Origin of the sequence: Synechococcus sp. CBW1002 (genome assembly GCF_015840915.1) — a bacterium.
In the GTDB taxonomy this organism is placed as follows: domain Bacteria; phylum Cyanobacteriota; class Cyanobacteriia; order PCC-6307; family Cyanobiaceae; genus CBW1002.
Window position 1 is genome coordinate 254,453 of sequence record NZ_CP060398.1, and the last position, 17,694, is coordinate 272,146.

The 17,694-nt window shown below is 60.5% G+C and carries 11 protein-coding genes and 1 tRNA gene; 8 read left to right on the top strand and 4 right to left on the bottom strand.

What is annotated here, in order from left to right; translation table 11 throughout:
* Positions 1 to 50 precede the first annotated feature (50 nt).
* A complete protein-coding gene (gene infB, locus H8F24_RS01270; protein ID WP_197170625.1) occupies positions 51 to 3,452 on the top strand; it encodes a translation initiation factor IF-2 in 3,402 nt (1,133 codons plus the stop codon).
* A gap of 5 nt (positions 3,453 to 3,457) precedes the next feature.
* Positions 3,458 to 4,363, top strand: coding sequence for a low-complexity tail membrane protein (locus tag H8F24_RS01275; protein WP_197170626.1), 906 nt, complete (start codon positions 3,458 to 3,460; stop codon positions 4,361 to 4,363).
* Here the strand turns inward: H8F24_RS01275 and H8F24_RS01280 are convergent.
* Entirely contained in the window at positions 4,283 to 4,549 is a 267-nt protein-coding gene (locus tag H8F24_RS01280; protein WP_197171902.1) for a DUF3493 domain-containing protein, read from the bottom strand. The genes H8F24_RS01275 and H8F24_RS01280 overlap by 81 nt on opposite strands.
* A 54-nt stretch (positions 4,550 to 4,603) precedes the next feature.
* On the opposite strand from H8F24_RS01280, the gene H8F24_RS01285 reads away from it, so the two are divergent.
* The 5 genes from H8F24_RS01285 to H8F24_RS01305 all read left to right on the top strand — a co-directional run bounded on the left by H8F24_RS01285 (position 4,604) and on the right by H8F24_RS01305 (position 10,452).
* Positions 4,604 to 4,675 (top strand) — tRNA-Thr (locus H8F24_RS01285).
* Between the two features lie 165 nt (positions 4,676 to 4,840).
* Entirely contained in the window at positions 4,841 to 6,070 is a 1,230-nt protein-coding gene (locus H8F24_RS01290) for an FIST signal transduction protein (protein WP_197170627.1), read from the top strand.
* Positions 6,067 to 8,397: a bifunctional diguanylate cyclase/phosphodiesterase gene (locus H8F24_RS01295; protein WP_197170628.1), complete on the top strand. Its 2,331-nt coding sequence runs from the start codon at positions 6,067 to 6,069 to the stop codon at positions 8,395 to 8,397. Before H8F24_RS01290 ends, H8F24_RS01295 begins: the two co-directional genes overlap by 4 nt.
* An 88-nt stretch (positions 8,398 to 8,485) precedes the next feature.
* Positions 8,486 to 9,226, top strand: coding sequence for a J domain-containing protein (locus tag H8F24_RS01300; RefSeq protein ID WP_197170629.1), 741 nt, complete (start codon positions 8,486 to 8,488; stop codon positions 9,224 to 9,226).
* On the top strand, positions 9,223 to 10,452 hold the full coding sequence (locus H8F24_RS01305; protein WP_197170630.1) for a protein phosphatase 2C domain-containing protein: 1,230 nt from the start codon (positions 9,223 to 9,225) through the stop codon (positions 10,450 to 10,452). The genes H8F24_RS01300 and H8F24_RS01305 overlap by 4 nt, the downstream gene beginning before the upstream one ends.
* A gap of 87 nt (positions 10,453 to 10,539) precedes the next feature.
* Here the strand turns inward: H8F24_RS01305 and H8F24_RS01310 are convergent, their stop codons facing one another.
* The 3 genes from H8F24_RS01310 to H8F24_RS01320 all read right to left on the bottom strand — a co-directional run bounded on the left by H8F24_RS01310 (position 10,540) and on the right by H8F24_RS01320 (position 15,055).
* A complete protein-coding gene (locus tag H8F24_RS01310; RefSeq protein ID WP_197170631.1) occupies positions 10,540 to 11,355 on the bottom strand; it encodes a DUF4115 domain-containing protein in 816 nt (271 codons plus the stop codon).
* Complete coding sequence (locus H8F24_RS01315) at positions 11,355 to 12,398, bottom strand: peptidylprolyl isomerase (protein WP_197170632.1); 1,044 nt, start codon at positions 12,396 to 12,398, stop codon at positions 11,355 to 11,357. Before H8F24_RS01315 ends, H8F24_RS01310 begins: the two co-directional genes overlap by 1 nt.
* 95 nt (positions 12,399 to 12,493) lie before the next feature.
* Positions 12,494 to 15,055, bottom strand: coding sequence for a glycosyltransferase (locus H8F24_RS01320; protein ID WP_197170633.1), 2,562 nt, complete (start codon positions 15,053 to 15,055; stop codon positions 12,494 to 12,496).
* Between the two features lie 207 nt (positions 15,056 to 15,262).
* Here H8F24_RS01320 and H8F24_RS01325 point away from each other — a divergent pair, with 207 nt between their 5' ends.
* A complete protein-coding gene (locus H8F24_RS01325; protein WP_231598012.1) occupies positions 15,263 to 17,692 on the top strand; it encodes a glycosyltransferase in 2,430 nt (809 codons plus the stop codon).
* Positions 17,693 to 17,694: the final 2 nt, after the last annotated feature.

Below are 17,694 nucleotides of genomic sequence, written 5' to 3' on the forward strand. Positions count from 1 at the left end.
ACCCGTTGTCCCGACTGGCGGCCGGACGGCCCCGACCCTTGGAGACCTGAATGACCAGCAGCGGCAAAGTCAGAATTTATGAGCTGTCCCGGGACCTGGGCCTGGAGAACAAGGACGTGCTCGATGCCGCCGAAAAATTGTCCATCGCCGTGAAGAGCCACAGCAGCTCGATCAGCGACGACGAGGCCATCCGCATCCGGACCCTGATCAAGGGCAACGGCTCCGGAGCGACCCCAGCTGCCCCGGCAGCGCCCGCCAAGGCCATTCTTTCCGTGAAGAAAGCCGCAGCCGACACCCAACCCCAGCCCCCCGCCGTGGCTCCCAGCAAGCCCGCCGCGCCCGCCCGCCCGGTGGCCGCCGCTCCTCCCAGCCCGAGCCAGCCGCCCGCTGCGCCCTCGCGGCCGTCGGCACCGTCGAAACCGGCCGCAACCTCGCAGACGGCAGCGCCCAGTCGCCCAGCGCCGGTGAAACCCAGTCGGCCGGCAACGCCTCCAACCGTCATTGCCACCAAGCCGGCCGCTCCTGAAAAGCCGGCCGCCAAACCTGCTCCAGTGATTGCCAAGCCGGCTCCGGTGGCGGCCAAACCCGCCACCATGCCTGCCAAACCTGCATCCCGTCCAGGTCCGGGTAAGCCCTCGGCTGGCCCCGTCAAGCCCCCGGCACCGGTTCGTCCTGCCGCCGTCGTCAAGCCCCCGGCACCGGTCAAGCCTGCTGCCGCTCCGCCACCCCGGAAACCCGAGGCGCCAGCACCGGCGCGTCCCGACGCCAACGTCCGCCCCACATCACCGCGGCCTGCGATGCCGCAGCGCCCCGGCCAACCCCAACGCAGCCCCGGCGGCCAACCGGCACGTCCAGCCGGAAAGCCTCAGCTGGTGGGTCGCCCGCAGAGCGGCCAGTCCACCCCAACCCCCGCCGGCAGCGGCCGTCCGGCGGCGCCACCGGTGAGCCGTCCCACAGCCACGGGGCCACGGCCCGGGGCACCACAGCGGCCTGCGGCCCCCGCTCCGGTTCGGCCCGGCCAGGCCGGTACCCGCGGTGCCGGCAATCGCAGCGGCACCTCCCCCCTCGAGCTGGTGGGCAAGCCCATCCGCCGGGATGCAGCTGGCCCCGGTGCGACCGGCGTGACTCGCCCCGGCATGCCGGCCGGCATGCGCAAGCCGATGGCACCGGGCGAGCTGATGCAGTTGCAGAAGCCCAACGCCCGTCCGATCGCAGCACCACCACGCCGTCCTGAGCGTGGCGAGGTGGCGGCCGGCTCCAGCACTGATCCGGCCCGTCCCACCGCCACTCCGCCGAACGCCCCCCGCCGGCCGGCCTTCCGGCCCGGCATGCCGGCCGGCACCAACCGGCCCCGCCGCCCCGACTGGGACGACAGCGCCAAACTCGAGGCCCTGCGCAGCCGCTCGCCGCAGAAACAGCGGCAGAAGGTTCACATCATCGGCGATAACGATGATGCACTCACCGCCGAAACCGGCGGCTACGCCGGCGAACAGGAAGCGCTGGTTCTGCAGGCCAGCCTGGCCCGCCCGGCCAAGCCGCGCAGCGCCGTCGCCGCCGCGCCCAAGCCCACGGTGGCCGTGCGCAAGCGCAAGAAGGAGACCACCCGCCAGCGCCAGCGCCGCCGCGCCATGGAGCTCCGGGCTGCCCGCGAGGCCAAGGCCCAGCGCCCCGAGATGCTGATCGTGCCGGAGGGCAACCTCACGGTGCAGGAACTGGCCGACCGGCTCGGTGTCGAGAGCTCCGAGATCATCAAGAGCCTCTTCTTCAAGGGGATCAGCGCCACCGTCACCCAGACGCTGGATCTCTCCACGATCGAAACGGTGGCCGAGGAATTCGGCGTTCCGGTGCTGGAAGACGACATCGAGGCCGCCGCCAAGAAGACGGTGGAGATGATCGAGGCCAGCGATCTGGCCCACCTGATCCGCCGCCCTCCCGTGGTGACGGTGATGGGCCACGTCGACCACGGCAAGACCAGCCTGCTCGATGCCATCCGCAAGACCCGCGTGGCAGCGGGCGAAGCCGGTGGCATCACCCAGCACATCGGTGCGTACCAGGTGGAGATTCCTCACGCCGGCGAGCACCGCCGCATCACCTTCCTCGACACCCCAGGTCACGAGGCCTTCACCGCCATGCGTGCCCGGGGAACCAAGGTGACCGACGTGGCCGTGCTGGTGGTGGCCGCCGATGACGGGGTCCGCCCCCAGACCCTGGAGGCGATCAGCCACGCCCGCGCGGCCGAGGTGCCGATCGTGGTGGCGATCAACAAGATCGACAAGGAAGGCGCATCACCCGAGCGGGTCAAGCAGGAACTGTCCGGCCAGGATCTGGTGGCGGAAGACTGGGGTGGCAACACCGTGATGGTGCCGGTGAGCGCCATCAAGGGCGAGAACATCGACAAGTTGCTGGAGATGATCCTGTTGGTGACGGAGGTGGAAGACCTCCAGGCCAACCCGGATCGGATGGCCCGCGGCACCGTGATCGAGGCCCACCTCGACAAGGCCAAGGGACCGGTGGCCACCCTGCTGATCCAGAACGGCACCCTGCGGGCCGGCGACGTGCTGGCAGCCGGCCCTGTGCTCGGCAAGGTGCGCGCCATGGTGGACGACACCGGCAAGCGGGTGAAGCAGGCGGGTCCCTCCTGTGCGGTGGAGGCCCTGGGCTTCAGTGAAGTCCCCACCGCCGGCGACGAGTTCGAGGTCTATCCCGATGAGAAGACCGCCCGCAGCGTTGTGGGCGATCGGGCGAATGAGGCCCGCGCCACCCGCCTGGCCCAGCAGATGGCCTCCCGCCGGGTCTCCCTGGCGTCCATATCGGGGCAGGTCAGCGAGGGCGAGCTCAAGGAGCTCAACCTGATCCTCAAGGCCGACGTGCAGGGCAGTGTGGAGGCGATCCTCGGATCGCTCGAGCAACTGCCCCAGGACGAGGTCCAGGTGCGGGTGCTGCTTTCGGCACCGGGCGAGATCACCGAAACGGATGTGGACCTGGCTGCCGCCTCCGGCGCCGTGATCGTGGGCTTCAACACCTCGATGGCCTCCGGCGCCAAGCGCGCCGCCGATGCCACCGGCGTGGATGTGCGCGACTACGAGGTGATCTACAAACTCCTCGAAGACATCCAGATGGCCATGGAAGGCCTGCTGGAGCCGGAGCTGGTCGAGGAATCCCTCGGCGAAGCCGAGGTGCGCGCCGTGTTCACGATCGGCAAGAGCGCCGTGGCCGGCTGTTATGTCACCAACGGCAAGCTGCAGCGCAACTGCAAGGTGCGCGTCCACCGCGGCAAGGACAAGGTGTACGAGGGCGACCTCGACTCCCTGCGCCGCAACAAGGACGACGTCAAGGAGGTGGCCACCGGCTTCGAATGCGGCATCGGCTGCGATCGCTTCAACGCCTGGCAGGAAGGCGACCGGGTCGAGGCCTACAAGTTCGTCACCCAGCGCCGAACCCTCAGCACCTGATCATCGTGAATCCCCGCAGCGAACCGCTGCTGTGGCTGCAGCTCCTCGGCCTTCCCGCCCTGCCCCTGGAAGCGCTCGTGGTGCTGTTGCTGCTCGGGGGCAGTGATCCAGGCCCTTGGCCGGCCTTGGAGCGTCTGCTCACCTGGGCCATCGGGGTGCTGATGCCGGCGGTGCTGCTCTGGCGCCGGCCTCCGGACGCCTTTTCCCTCCTGCTCGCGCAAGCCCCACTGCGGGCCCGTCGGGATCTGCAGGGGCGGATCAGCCGCCTGCAGGACCATCCGCTGCTGCGGGGGGTCCTGATCGCTGGCGCCGTTGTGGCCCTGCCTCTGCTCTGGTGGCTGGATGGTCACGCCGCCCTGGTGGCTGGCCCACTGGCGTTGCTGGATGCTGATCAGCGGCTGCAGGCTCTGCTGCTGACGATGCCGGTGCTGGCATTGATGCTGTGGCAATGGCAGCAGGTGCTTCAGAGCCTCTGGCTGCTCAGCCGCAGCCCAGCGGCGATCGAGGCCGCAGCACCCTTCAGTCAGGTGGAGCTTGAGGACAGGCGCCTGTGCCTCGGCCTGCCGCTGCTGTTGCTCCCGGATCTGGCCATCTCCCGGCCCGTCTCTGGGGCGGCTCCAGTGGCAGCGGCACCGGCAGCAGCCACGGAAATAGCTTCAGAGGAAGGGTCTCCAGAGGAGGGGGCTGCAACAGAAGATGCGGCCATGGAAACACCTGGTGGTGAAGCCATCGAGAAAGCTGTTTCTGAGCAGGCTGTCCCTGAGAAGGCTGTCCCAGAAGAGTCTCTCCCTGAGACAGCTGAACAGGGTGTCAGCGCTCCGGGCGACGCTTCAGCCCCCCTGGTTGCGATCGAACCAGAGAAGCGTGGCAAAGATCGCGAAGGCCCCGATCTGGATCAACAGATCGACTGAGGCCACCCCCTCACCACTGGCGCCCCTGAGAGCCATCGTGGCCAGGCCGAGGCTGGCCGAAGCCAGCAGCGCAAACCACAAGGCCCGTCGCAGCCCGCGCCACGGAGTGCTGAGCTCGGTGAGCAACCGTTGGCGCAGGGCGGGATCGAGATCGCGCGAGGGGGAGTCGTCCTGCCTGGATCCCATGAGACGCACCACAACGGGACAACGTTAGGGCGAATGCTAGTTTCAGAGGGTATTGCCGGTGTAGCTCAGCGGTAGAGCAACTGATTCGTAATCAGTAGGTCGCAGGTTCAAATCCAGTCACCGGCTTTTCGCAATTCTCTAGAGATCCTTCTTCCCGGGTCGGGTTGGGATCCCATGTCATCACTGAATCTGACACTTCGTCGATACCAGCGGCTCTGGCTCGAAGGACGTGTGATTCCTGGAGTGATCAGCAGGTGGGGCTGCCAATGGTCCCGCGTTAGTCTGAGATCCTTGTTCTCTGCCCCAGCCGGCAGCCGCATGATCGAGTTTCGTTCCGGCAACATTCGTGCCGTGAATCCCGAGCGGGCCGTTCTCGAGGCACTGGAACTTGCCTACGGTACCGATCGACCGGATTGTGCCGTGCTCCTGATTCTGGGCGTGGTAGGGCACAATCTTGAGAGTCTCAGTCGGGTGGCGGCGCGGCAATGCCCTGAAGCGAGGATCCTGGCAGCATCCTGTGCGGGGGTTGTTGGACGCGATGGGCCGGGCGAATCGATGCACGACATCGCTGTGATGGGGATCTCTGGAGAGGGCTTTGGAGTCGCCCACGTGGATGGACTGCTCGGCCCCACATCCTTCTCCAAGGGAGTCGAACTGGCTCAAGAGCTTCAGCAGGCAGCACCGCACCCTGTTCGGATGGTGTATCTGCTGGCCTCCGGCATTGACATCGCCAACGACCGCCTGATCGCCGGAATTGAATCCGTGCTCGGCCCGGAGGTTGTGATCTTCGGCGGCACGTCTTCGGATCAGATGCAGGGGGTGAGCAGCCAGCAGGCCGTCGATGGTGAGCTGTTTCAGCATGCGGCCCTCGCTGTGGGGTTCTGGGATCCCGATCTTCACGTGGTCACCCAGGCCAGTCACGGGTTCGTGGCAGTCGGCAATCCTCTGCGGGTCACCAAGGCGGAGGGCAATCGCATCCTGGAACTGGACGGTCAGCCAGCCTGGCAGGCCTACCTGCAACGCCTTGGCCTGCCTGCCGACGCGACCGAAGCTGACACGATTCCGATTGGCGCCCTGGCGGAACTGCTGCCGGAAAACCTGGCACGGGACTACGGCAATCCCCATATTCTGCGCGTGGTGACCCATCACACCCCGGAAGGGGGGCTTCTTTACGCCACTGACTGTGCCGCAGGCACCGATCTGTGGATCACCGTGCGGGACGAGGAGCGCATCTTCAACGACGTGGACCGGATGCTGGCGGCCATGGCCACTGCCGCACCTGACGGACACCTGCTGGCCGTATTCCATGCCGATTGCCTGGCCCGTGGTCGCCGCCTCTTTCAGCGCGTGATCAAGGAAGAGCTGATCCATCGCCTGCAGATGCCCTTCCTGCAACAGGGGCAGGTCCCTCCCTGGTTCGGCATGTACGGATTTGGAGAATATGCCCGTTTGGGGCAAGCCAACAGCTATCACAACTACACCACTGCCCTGGCGGCCCTCTATCAACCCGCTCCCGCATGACCCTGGATCTGGCTGCGGCCTACTCACGGCTACAGCAGGAGCTGATATCGGTACGTTCCCGTCTCGACAGGCAGGTGGAACAGCTCACCCGGCTCAACCGGTTGTCCGACGTCTTGCTGTCCATGGGGCCCCAGCAGCCGAGCATCACGATCCTGGCCGAGGCCTTGGCCGATGTGCTGGATGTAGGGATCGGCGCGGTGTGGATCCTGCCACAAGAGAAGATGGCGGAGAGCATCAGATTCGCCTGCAGCGGTTGCATCCCGGATCAGGACAGGTGGCGCGAACTTGGCCCACAGATCGAGGCCCAGCTTCGGCATCTCAGTCCCCGCAAGGCACGACGGCTGGCGGGATCACAGTCAAGGATGACGACATCCTCCATGGTCCTGCCGGGCCTCGAGCAGGGGGAGGCAATGGCCTGCCGATGCCTCAGCCGCGACGGTCACTGCCATGCCGTGGTCCTGGCAGCGAATCCGGCGATGATCAGCGCCAACTGCGAGCCCATCAGCGACGATGCCCTTGAAGTGCTGAATCTGATCGCCGAGAAAGTCGGTGCCCATCTTGATCAGGAAAGCGACCGCCTGGTGATCGAAGCGCAGGTGGAGGCGCTGCATGCCTCGGAGACGCGGCTGGAACTGGTCCTCCAAGGAACCAATGACGGTTGGTGGGACTGGGACGTGACCAACGACACCTGCTTCTTATCGGCACGCTGGCAGGAAATGCTTGGCTATCCCCGACAGGAGGCTGCCGGTACCTCCGAATTCTGGATCCACCGCCTCCATCCCGGCGATCGCAATGACTTCGAGAAACGGCTGAAACGAGCCCTGGAGGGCGAGATCGACAGTATCGAGGCAGAGTTGAGACTGCGCCATGAAGACGGTTCCTATCTGAGCGTGCTGGCCCGGGGGAAGATCACGCGTGATTGCGAAGGCAAACCAGGCCACTTCGCGGGATCCATCCTTGATCTCTCGGAACGCAAGCGTCACGAGGCGCACGTGCACCGGCTCGACTTCTACGACACGCTGACCCAACTACCGAATCGGCGCCTGCTGGTAGACCGATTGCAGCAACTCGCCAGTGCCTATCCTCGCCTGAATCGATGTCACGGGGTCCTGAAGCTCGACCTGGATCGATTCAAGACCCTCAATGACACCTACGGCCACGCTGCCGGGGACCAGCTGCTCTGCGCTGTGAGCCGCCAGTTGCGTGCTCTTGTGCCTCATGACAACACCGTGGCCCGCCTGGGAGGAGACGAATTTGTCGTGGTACTCGAAAGACTCGCATCCACGACGGAAGAGGCACGACTCGAAGCCCAGAAGGTCGCCGCGATGATCCTCAAGTCCCTGAATCGAGGCCACCACATCGATATCGGGGTGGTGCACAGCAGCGTCAGCATCGGCATCGCCCTGATGACGGAGCCTGAGCTCAGCGTTGAGACCCTGTTGCAGCAGGCTGGAGTGGCTCTATTTGAAGCCAAGAAACTGGGTCAAAACCAGGTTCAGATGTTTGAACCAGCCATGCAACAACGGATCGTGAACCGTAGTCGACTTGAATCGAAGCTACGCCAAGGGTTTGTTGACGACGAACTACGGGTGAACTACCAGGCGCAGGTTGATGCATTGGGGAGACTATGCGGCATGGAAGCTCTGATGCGCTGGGATCATCAGGGCACAAGCCTCATTTCGCCCTCAGAGTTCATTCCGATCGCCGAGGAGTCTGGTGTCATTCACGCCTTGAGGCGCTGGAGCCTTGAAACTGTTTGCCATCAGATCAGCCGGTGGGGACTGGTCCCCAGCAACAATATCAGGGTAGCCGTCAACATCAGTCCGACCGAGTTTCTCCATCCAGACTTCCCGGACGATCTCATTGCCCTGCTGCGGCAGACAGGCATCCCAGGAAGCCTGCTCAACCTGGAGATCACCGAGGCAACTGTGCTGACCGACCTTGAGTTCGCGGCAAAGCGCATGCATCAACTCCGGTCGCACAATCTGGAGTTTTCCCTCGACGACTTCGGCACCGGCTTCTCATCAATCACCTATCTTCGCCACTTACCGGTGAGGGAAGTGAAAATCGACCGCAGCTATGTGGAACGTTTCTCCTTCGACCCACAGGATGCAGCAATCGTGCGCACGATCGTCGCCCTCTGTGACACCCTTGGGCTGCGAATGATCGCCGAAGGCGTAGAAACCGAGCAGCAATGGGATCTGTTGCGGCAGTTGGGCTGTCGTCACTTTCAGGGCTATCTCTTCGGTCGGCCCCAGCCCGCCACTGCCGATCTGCAGATGATGGTGGAGCCGCGGTTCCGCAAGAATGCGCCGTCAGCCACTTGAGCGCCGCCCTGTGCGATCGGCTTCTGATGGGCACGGCAGTGCCCCATGCGTGCGATGGCGACATGGCACTGGAGCACATCGGAAGGCCGTGAATCACGAGGATCGGGCATCAACACGGCTTCTGGCCTGCCCGGGCTGCGGCCGCCAACTACGTGTGGTGGTAGCCACCGAGCCGCGCCCCCTGAAATGCCCTGAGTGCAGGCTGCATTTTGAGGTCCGTTGTGCCAGCCCCCAGGATGACGACACCATCGAACTTCTGGTGAACGACTGCGAAAGAAGCCAGAACTGTCCCTACGAAATCCTGGGGGTTTCAACACAGGCCAACGACATCGAGATTAAGAGAGCCTATCGGCAAGCAGCTCTGAATTCACATCCAGACAGAAACGGCAACAGCCCCGAATCAGTCAAGCGTTTCAGAGAGGTTGCCAATGCCTATACCCAGCTGATGAATACAGAACAAAGGGCTGCCTATGACGCGCAACAAGCCGCCAGACAAGAGCACCAATGGCAGCGAGTCACAGCAAGACCAGAGACCTTGTCCTACAAAGATGAACTCCACCACAGCAAGAAGTGGCCAACACAAGCCAGGGGTCCAGCACCGAGAGCCCCCCTTGCCAAACGTCCTGAAATCCTTCGTATTCGCTATCTTGTGATTGGCCTTTCCGGAGGAATAGCGATCGGTATTCTAATGCCAAACGGCAGTCGACTGATTCAGCTGCTTCTCGGCATCATGGCTTTCCTGGGACTAGCCAGACTGATCATCCGTGCCTTGCGGCCAACTGCATCAAAAGCGCAACAATCGGCATCCCAGCAAGGAAGTCAACGATGACGCATCAAGATGTGATTTCCGAATCCCTGGCTGGCTGGCAGGTCTTGGCCTGTATCAGCCGAACAGGTGCCTCCCATCGCCAGCGCGGCCATCATTGCCAGGACAACGTGGCCCAGGTCCTGAGCAGGAGCCGCGATGGAGCTCCCGTGACGGTGGTGGCCATGGCGGATGGCCACGGCCACCCACGCCACTTTCTCAGTGACGTGGGCAGCAAGCAGGCCTGCCGCGTGGCCACCCTGACCGTGAGCGAATGGCTGGGCGACCTGAGGCTTCAAGAAGGAGTGCGAACTGATCTGGAGCACTGCAGGCAACAGCTGGCCCGTGAACTGCCAAGGCGCATCCAGCGCCACTGGACCTCAGCAATTCAGCAGCACTGGAGACAACAGCAGAGGACCATGCCGGCTCCAGCAGGGACAACACAGCCGCTCACGTCACAGCCGCTGGAACCTGAGGCGATGGACTCTCAAGCATTCTCGAGGCTTCCCTATGGATGCACCCTCGCTGTCCTGGTGCTGACACCGCAATGGTGGGCGGTGACCGGACTGGGCGACTGGGATCTGGTACGCGTGTCCAGCGATGGTGTCGCCAGGCTGCTGAGTGAGGAGAGATCCCCCAATCCGGAGAGAGAATCCACGGCCAGCCTTTGCCAGGCCGATGCCGCACAGGCGATGGCAGCCCGTACCCAGATGACAGGGCTGGAACCGGATTCGGAACCCTTCGCCGTCATGATCAGTACCGACGGGGTGAGAAAGTCCTGTGGCGCCACCACGGACTACCTCAGCTGGGCCACCGAGCTGGTGACCAGCCTGCAACGACCCTCTGCAGGGGCTCCGATGAGATCGGATCTGTCCCAGCGCCTCGACAGGCTGAGTAGCCGAGGCACAGGGGACGACGTGAGCATTGCCGTTGCTGTGCAGGGATCGCTGGTGATGCCAACACGACAGCCGGACCACCTGCATGGCAAGACCGAACCACAGCGCCTGCCAGGCAGCAAACCATCAATCACGCCACAAGAATCAGAGCCCAGGCCAATCCTTCAACCCGGTCTGTGGCCTCTCCACTGGCTGCAATGGACGCTGAACCATCGCCGCAGCCTCGGTGTGCTGATCGTGTCATTGGGCAGCATTAGCATTTTACTGTCATTGCGAGTTCTGGGAATCTGGTGCAACGACATCTTTCTGCTGCCCGAACAGAGCGGGGAATCCTGCAGAGGCCGTGATCGCTGACACCATGGCCACGCCTGCATGGCAAGAACTGAAACACAGACCAGCAGGATGACTCAGGCTGCACGACCCCCTAAGGCTGCTCTACTCCTAAGGCTGCTCTGCTCCTAAGGAACCGGGTTGGAAGCGATGCCAGTCGACCTCTTCAATGCGGCCGAGAACCCGCGGGGGCTGATTGTCCACACGCACTGTCACCAGGTCTGGCCGTCCCGCACTGACCTCCAAACCCTCGCCAAGGGGGAATTGCTTCTCACCCTCCAACTCACCGGCGAAGAGCATCGTTCCATCAAGCCGGCGGACTTCCAACCAGCTGGGCTCCATCGCCTGCAGATACAGTTGCTCCTGGTTGGTGATGGGCGCACTGCCTGAAAGAGCCTGCTGCTGCTGCAGGCGCCGCTGGATCCACGGACCACCAAGACCGACAATGAAGCCGATCAGAACGGCTCCCATGAACACCTTGGCCCATGCGGCATCCACCGGCCAGCCCGTGCGATGCCGTCTCCGGGGAGGCGTGACCAGCTCGCGGGGACGTTCTGGAGCGGCAGGCCGCTGAGGCCGCGAAGCCACCTCTGCAACCTCACGCGCCTGCTCAGCCGAAACGCGCGCCTGCTCCGCCGAGGCAAGCGCCTGTTCAGCGGAGGCAAGCGCCTGCTCCAGCTCCCCCACGCGATGGGTCTGCGCCTGGAGGCGACTGAGCAACACGCTCTGCTGGTCCTGCAGCTCCTGGAACTGCCGCTGCGCAGCCTGCAGGCCGTCCTCCAGCTGCCGGCGTTCCTCAGCATCCTGACGTGCCTGTTCCCTGAACTGCTGCCTGAGTCCCACCAGAAACTGCTTCAACTCCAGGGGACTGGCATCCTCTGGCAAACCGGACGTGTCAGAACTCGCAGAGGAAGAGGAACGGGTCATCACGACTCAGGGAACAGACGCTGAGGCTGCACAGCCTTCAAGTGAGCTGCGAAGGGAGGCTGACGGCCAGTCAGCACCGCGTCAAGGTCGTGATCCAGCATCTCCTGAAGCAACTGCTGGCGGGTGTCCTGATCAAACTGGGCTGGAATGCGGGATTCCAAGCGAAGCAACACGAACCAGTCATCGATGCGCAACGGTTCGTGCAGCTCACCGAGTGCCAGCCGACTCAGGGCAGCCTGGAGATCCGGATGCAGTCCAGCCAGGCGACGTGGACCAATCACTCCCAGGCTGAGTCGCTCGTCACCCGTTGCGAACTGCCGAGCCAGGTCATGAAAGGAGGCACCCTCATCCAGCAGGCGCAGGTACAGCTCAAGGGCAGTGCCGTGGCTCTCCACTCGAATCATGCTGAACACCACCTTCTCAAGGGCAGCGCTGCTCTCCTGAAAGTAGGCCAGGATTCTGTCGCCGTAATGGAGGTCGCACCAGCGTTGCAGACGCAAATGGAGCCAACGCTCCTCCAACATCGAGCGGAGGGCCAGAGGCACTGCCTCGATCCAGCCGCTGTTCGGATCCCGGGGTGGCTGACCCGGCAATCCCTGCCACAGCTCAGCCGCCATGGGCGACCAGTCCTGTGCATCAATCACAACTTCTGAGGCCAACCTGGCGCGAAGACGCACGCGCACAGCATCCCGCAACGCAGGATACTGGGCCAACACAGCAGGAAGATTCTCGTGGGCGGACGACGTGCCCTGCCGCTCCAGCCAATTCACCAGCTCGGCCTCCGGCTCATCCAGGCCTTCCGGCAGGGCCAAGGGGGCAGGCTCCTGCCTGGCCTGCTCTGGCCAGGAGGATTGGACAGGCTTAGGAGCCTGTCCAGTTGGCAAAGACGCAGACAGGGAATTCAGCCGCGCCTCCACGATCGCAAAGACGGCCTCGGCATCCCGCTGACGCTGAAGCCAACGCTGCTGCTGCTCGTCAATGGCCCGATCAATCCGAGCGAGGTCCTGTTGCAGTGCTGAGATGGAAGGGGATCGTTCCTGCACTCCGCTCCTGAACTCCATTCAAGTGTAGGTGGAGCAAGGTCTTTGGCCAGACCAGGCTCTGAGGCCACCGAGCTCCGAATCAACCAAGGGGCCACTCAGATGGACCCCGCAGGCGGAAAAGCAGTGGGAGGCAAGGGGCGCAGTGTGGTCGATGAAGCAAGCACGTCATGCGTGAGGAGATGCTGAGCAAAGCAGGATGACGTGCTGTGCGGGTGAACCCCATGCACGACACGCCCGACAAGATCATCCAAGAACATGATCTTGCACCCAACATCAACAAATCGTCGAAGCAAGGAAGAATCGACAGGGAGAGAGTGATCGAGCCCACTCAGCTTCAGCAAAGCAGATCGAGAGAACACATGACTGAAACCATGACCGTAGGCATTCGAGTCCAGCTCTTCACGAGTCAAGTTTCTCGCCAAGACAGTGATCCCATCTGCCGTGAGATGAGAATAGCGCAGGCCAGACAATGACGAGTTACAAAAGCCATACACACCACTACGTGCATGCCAACAGCACCAGCTCCTTAACGAGACAAAGTCACAGCCATGCTGCAACAGATCTCCGACCATAAAAGCCAGGTAATCAGGCGCGTAATAGTCATCGTCATCGAAGCGCGCAATAATGTCACCCGATGCAAGGTCGCAAAGCTGGCGCAGCTTCTCACCAAGAGATTGGGGACTCTGTCGATGTAAGTAGGTCACCCGCGCATCAGCCTGTGACAGAGCGATCGCCTCCGCACAGGCAGTGGCACTGTCATCAAGAATCAGCATCTGCTTATTGGGCCAGGTCTGGGCCTGAAAATGCCGAATCACAGTGGTCAGGTGAGCGGGTCTGTTCCTGGTGGGCACAATCACGGAAACCTGAACACCCCTGCCATCGCCAAGCCAGGCTTGGCCCAGGAGAGATTGATGGTCAGGGCCAGTCGCCACGCCACTCCTGGGCGGAGTCGCCAAGGACAGAAAGGGAGCAGGGGCAAACGGCGGGATCGATCGCAGGCGGCTGAACGAAACCGATGCGGTGATCTCTGAAGACAAGCGCCCCTCCAGAGGACCAAGATCGTTGAGCCAGAGCAGTGGATCTGGAATCCAGATCATGCGCCCGGCTGCTAACTCGAGAAAGAGAAGGAACAAAGCTGATGCATCGGCTTGCTTGTCAATCGCCCCAGCCTCATCCCCCAGATCAGAGGGAACGATGAACGGCAGCAAGCCGGCCTTGAAACTGCGCAACGGGGCCGCACACCAACCAACCTGGCGAAATGAATGGGCCAAGGTGGTACGTGCCAGGCAGGCGCTGCCAACAACCTGATGGTCACTTGCCCGAACATAGCTGCCATAAGTCAACAGGCACTGATGACGCTGATACGTATGACTGATCAGCTGAAGAGCATCATCACCGAGTAGCCGGTCAACCCCATCGATCTCGATCATCACATCATCGCAGCCAGGCTGAAGCAGCTCGACTCCCTTCAGAAAGGCTTCAAGAGATGAATGCATCGACACAGGGCTCATGAACACCTTGAATCGCTCATCCCCATCGATCGCGATAGAGATCTGCTCAGGCGTCAGCTCCGTAGATGGATCAACAATGACGATGGCCCTGAAGTTATGATGCTTCTGCTGACGCAGTGACTGAATACAGCCATCAATCGACACCGCAGGAACGCGGGCAGTGATGACAATCTTGAAATGGACAAGATTGCTGTCAAAGCATAAGCCATTCTCATGTCCTAATATCGGAATAGACGGAAGCGCCTGGACAATCGCACCAGAATCCCCACGTTCAACAGGAGACTGCATCGTGAGCCCCACTGGAGCGGAAGAACTCAGCATGACAGTCACATACTGGCTCGCGACTTCCTCAAGCAACTCAGCCGTCGGTCCCTCTGCTTGATTCAGCTGGCGAAAGCGGGGATTGCCCTTGTTCTGAATCAGCAGGCGCTTCTCAAATGTGTTGCGATCATGCCCAATGCAGAGGATTGTCTGTTTAGGATCCAGCTGCGCCAGAGGAAATGAGTAATTCTTCAGGAAGAATCGCTCCTCAGCTCGAGAAGCATCATTGGAATAAGCAGTTTGCTTCAACAGCTCCCTACGGAATGCAAATGTTCCAGCCGTGGCATGATGTTGCCCATAGGGCCCTGCCAGCCACAACTCTTTTTCGGGCAGGAAAAGAATCGGCAGCAGTGTTGACCCGGCGACCAAACAACCAGTGTCCAGAAGCCGGCGAACAGCGTGTTCGACACGAGTCGGGGGATAATAATCATCATCGTCGAGATAGACGATGATCTCGCCCTCACAGAAGGTATGACTGAGATTCCGCTTCTGTCCCAGTGGTAGCTTCTCATCAAGCCGGCGATAGACAACCTTAAGACCGCTTGCCTCGCTGGGCACGAAATCAGGAACACCAGCTGGGGAATCATCGATCAGAACCCACTCCATGCGTTCACGGGGATAGGTTTGATCGAGAATTCTTTTCTCCAGCAGCGGCAGAAATGCAGCCCGATTGTAAGTCACCGTGCAGAGACTGACAAACGGGTAGGAGCTCAAACTGGGATCCGGCTTGCCTGAACTGACCATGGCCATCTCTTCGAGTGGCTTCGATGGCTTGGAGAAATCATGGAAAGGATTCTTGCGCCCCTGTCGCCGCTTTCTGGACACGATAGTCAGGCTGCCAACGAGAACTCCGGTTCAAGTATGCAAGAACCAGAGGGTTGATGGCGATGAAACGACCAACAATGAAGCACAGACGATACAGGCAGAACAGAAGGAGAGAATCACAGCCAATCAACAGGAGACAATGGTCTGTTGGTCAAGCACTAGGATGGCCAGCAGATTCCTGAAGCGGGCCCAGCGGTGGGGGAAAATGTGAACGACGTACGCGGCCACCTCGACGGGGTCGTCGGTCGCTTGGCGTTTGGATGGGCACTGGATGATTCCGATCCGTCCAGGAAGCTGAAAATTACAATTGTAGACAAACAAACGGGGGCCACGCTTGGTGAAGGCCTCGCCAATCAGCCCAGAGAAGATCTCGGTATCCTGGGTCAGCAGGATAGCGACTATGCATTCAGGATTGAACTGAACAGTTTCCCATCGTCTTTGGCTGAGATTGAAGCCGTGGCTGGCGGCGTCACCCTGGTCAAGGCTTCCACCAGCACCGCTGCACCAAGCAGCGGCAACCTTTCCAGCCGCAGCCTTGATGTGCTGGCATCTCTCAATCAGGCCAACTTGGCCTTACAGCGCACTCTTGCACTGGAAATCAAGGTCAAACGCATCGCAGCAGCACTGGGATTGCCCTTAGATATCGACAATGAACTCCCCGACGATCAGAAGCATCAGCCAAGGGAAACTCCAAGGCAAAAGGCCGAAGAGCCAGGCAAGCTGATTGTCTTCTCCATTATTGACTGGGGGTACCGATACCAAAGACCGCAACAGATCAGTGCATCACTGGCAGAGGATGGCTACCAGATCCATTATGTGAATGCAAACTTCATCGCCACTCACAGCAGCGGTAGCGATTCCAAGGCATTGCTGCCCTCCCTGAAAAGAGTTCGAAAAAACATCCTTGAAGTCACACTAAAAAAGCCACCCCACTTCTCCGGCAGCGGAAACGAGCAAGATCTCAATAACATCTACAACCACCCCAGTGATGCCATGGCACTGTGGATCTCGGCGCAACTGAGGAGTCTGATTGAGATCTACAAGCTAGAAAGTGCCATTGCAATCATCATGCATCCGTCATGGCACAAGATCTGTCGCACTGGGCTGCAGGAGCTGCCAATCATCTACGACTGCATGGATCATATCGCTGGCTTTCCTGAGACATCTCTTGAAGTGATCGAAGAAGAAAAGCTGCTGGCCAGCCAGTGCGATGCGCTTGTCACCACATCTGAGTTTCTGCATAATCAGTTCACACATAATAATCACTATCTTATCAGGAACGGCTGCGAGTATGCTTATTTTTCCGCTGCCGCCATGCCTGATAGTCTGTTTGAACGCTATCAGTCTGCAACGTCTCCCATTGTCTGCTACTACGGGGCGATTTCTGGCTGGTTCGACTTGAAACTTGTCGCCGATGTAGCGAACCAGCTTAATCACCATACATTTCTCCTGGCGGGTTCAACCGAAGGATGCGATCTCGATGCCGTAGAAATTCCAGATAACGTCCATTTCCTTGGCGAGATTCCGTACAATAAACTCACAGCTCTGTTACTCCTGGCGGACGTTTGTATAATTCCCTTCAAGCTGATAGACTTGATTAAAGCCACAAATCCTGTCAAGATCTATGAATATCTAGCCGCTGGCAAGCCTGTTGTTTCCACGAGGCTACCGGAAATCGAGGCGTTGAATCTGGATGAGTCTTTGGTACGCCTGGCGGCAACTGCGGATGAGTTCTCGGCAGCAATCATCAACGCAACAAAGGAGGACAGCTCCCATGAGGTTGTTGCGGCTAGGCGACATTTTGCCGCAGAGAATACCTGGAATAACCGCAAAGAACTTTACGACCAGGCACTTAACAGCATTTTCCCCGAAGTATCCATCATTATTCCATGTCACAACAACATTCATTCCACACAGCTATGCATCGAGAGCCTGCAAGCTCATACACACTACCCGAACTACAAGCTGATTATCGTCGATGACGCATCTAAAGATGGAACGCATCACTACTTGAACAGGTTGCAGGAGCAGAATTCTCACATTAGCGTCATCACACTCGAAGAAAATTCCGGCTTTGCACATGCTTGCAACCGTGGCATGGGGCAGGCACGATCAGACTATCTCGTGATTCTCAATAATGACACCCAAGTAACGCCACACTGGCTATTCAAGCTTTTGCGAGCCCTTCGCGCTGACCAATCGATTGGCCTGTGTGGCCCCGTGACCAATGCCATTGGCAACGAGCAGAAGATCAAGATTGCCTATGGCACCATGAAAGAAATGCAGTGGCGTAGCCAGGAGTTCACAACCGCTCGGCACAGAAAGACGCTAGAAGTGGATGCATTAGCGTTTTTCTGCGTCATGTTGAAGCGTGCTGTCGTTCGTGATATTGGATTGCTGGATGAAGACTTTGGCCTTGGCTACTATGAAGATGATGACTACTGTGTACGAGCTCGCAAAGCTGGCTATCGCCTCGTGATCTGCGATGATGTATTCATCCATCATGAACTCTCGAAGTCTTTTGGGAAAGATGATCTCAAGCGATCTGAGCTTATTGCCAAGAACAGGACATTATTCTGTGCCAAGTGGGGTTTTGACGTGGTTCATTCCTATCGAGATGAGGAGGGCTTTGGCTAATC

Excerpts from the sequence above, each read along its gene's own strand:
- H8F24_RS01310 (WP_197170631.1), bottom strand. The coding sequence starts at position 11,355 with ATGACCCGTTCCTCTTCCTCTGCGAGTTCTGACACGTCCGGTTTGCCA.
- H8F24_RS01280 (WP_197171902.1), bottom strand. The coding sequence starts at position 4,549 with ATGGGATCCAGGCAGGACGACTCCCCCTCGCGCGATCTCGATCCCGCC.
- H8F24_RS01295 (WP_197170628.1), top strand. The coding sequence starts at position 6,067 with ATGACCCTGGATCTGGCTGCGGCCTACTCACGGCTACAGCAGGAGCTG.
- infB (WP_197170625.1), top strand. The coding sequence starts at position 51 with ATGACCAGCAGCGGCAAAGTCAGAATTTATGAGCTGTCCCGGGACCTG.
- H8F24_RS01305 (WP_197170630.1), top strand. The coding sequence starts at position 9,223 with ATGACGCATCAAGATGTGATTTCCGAATCCCTGGCTGGCTGGCAGGTC.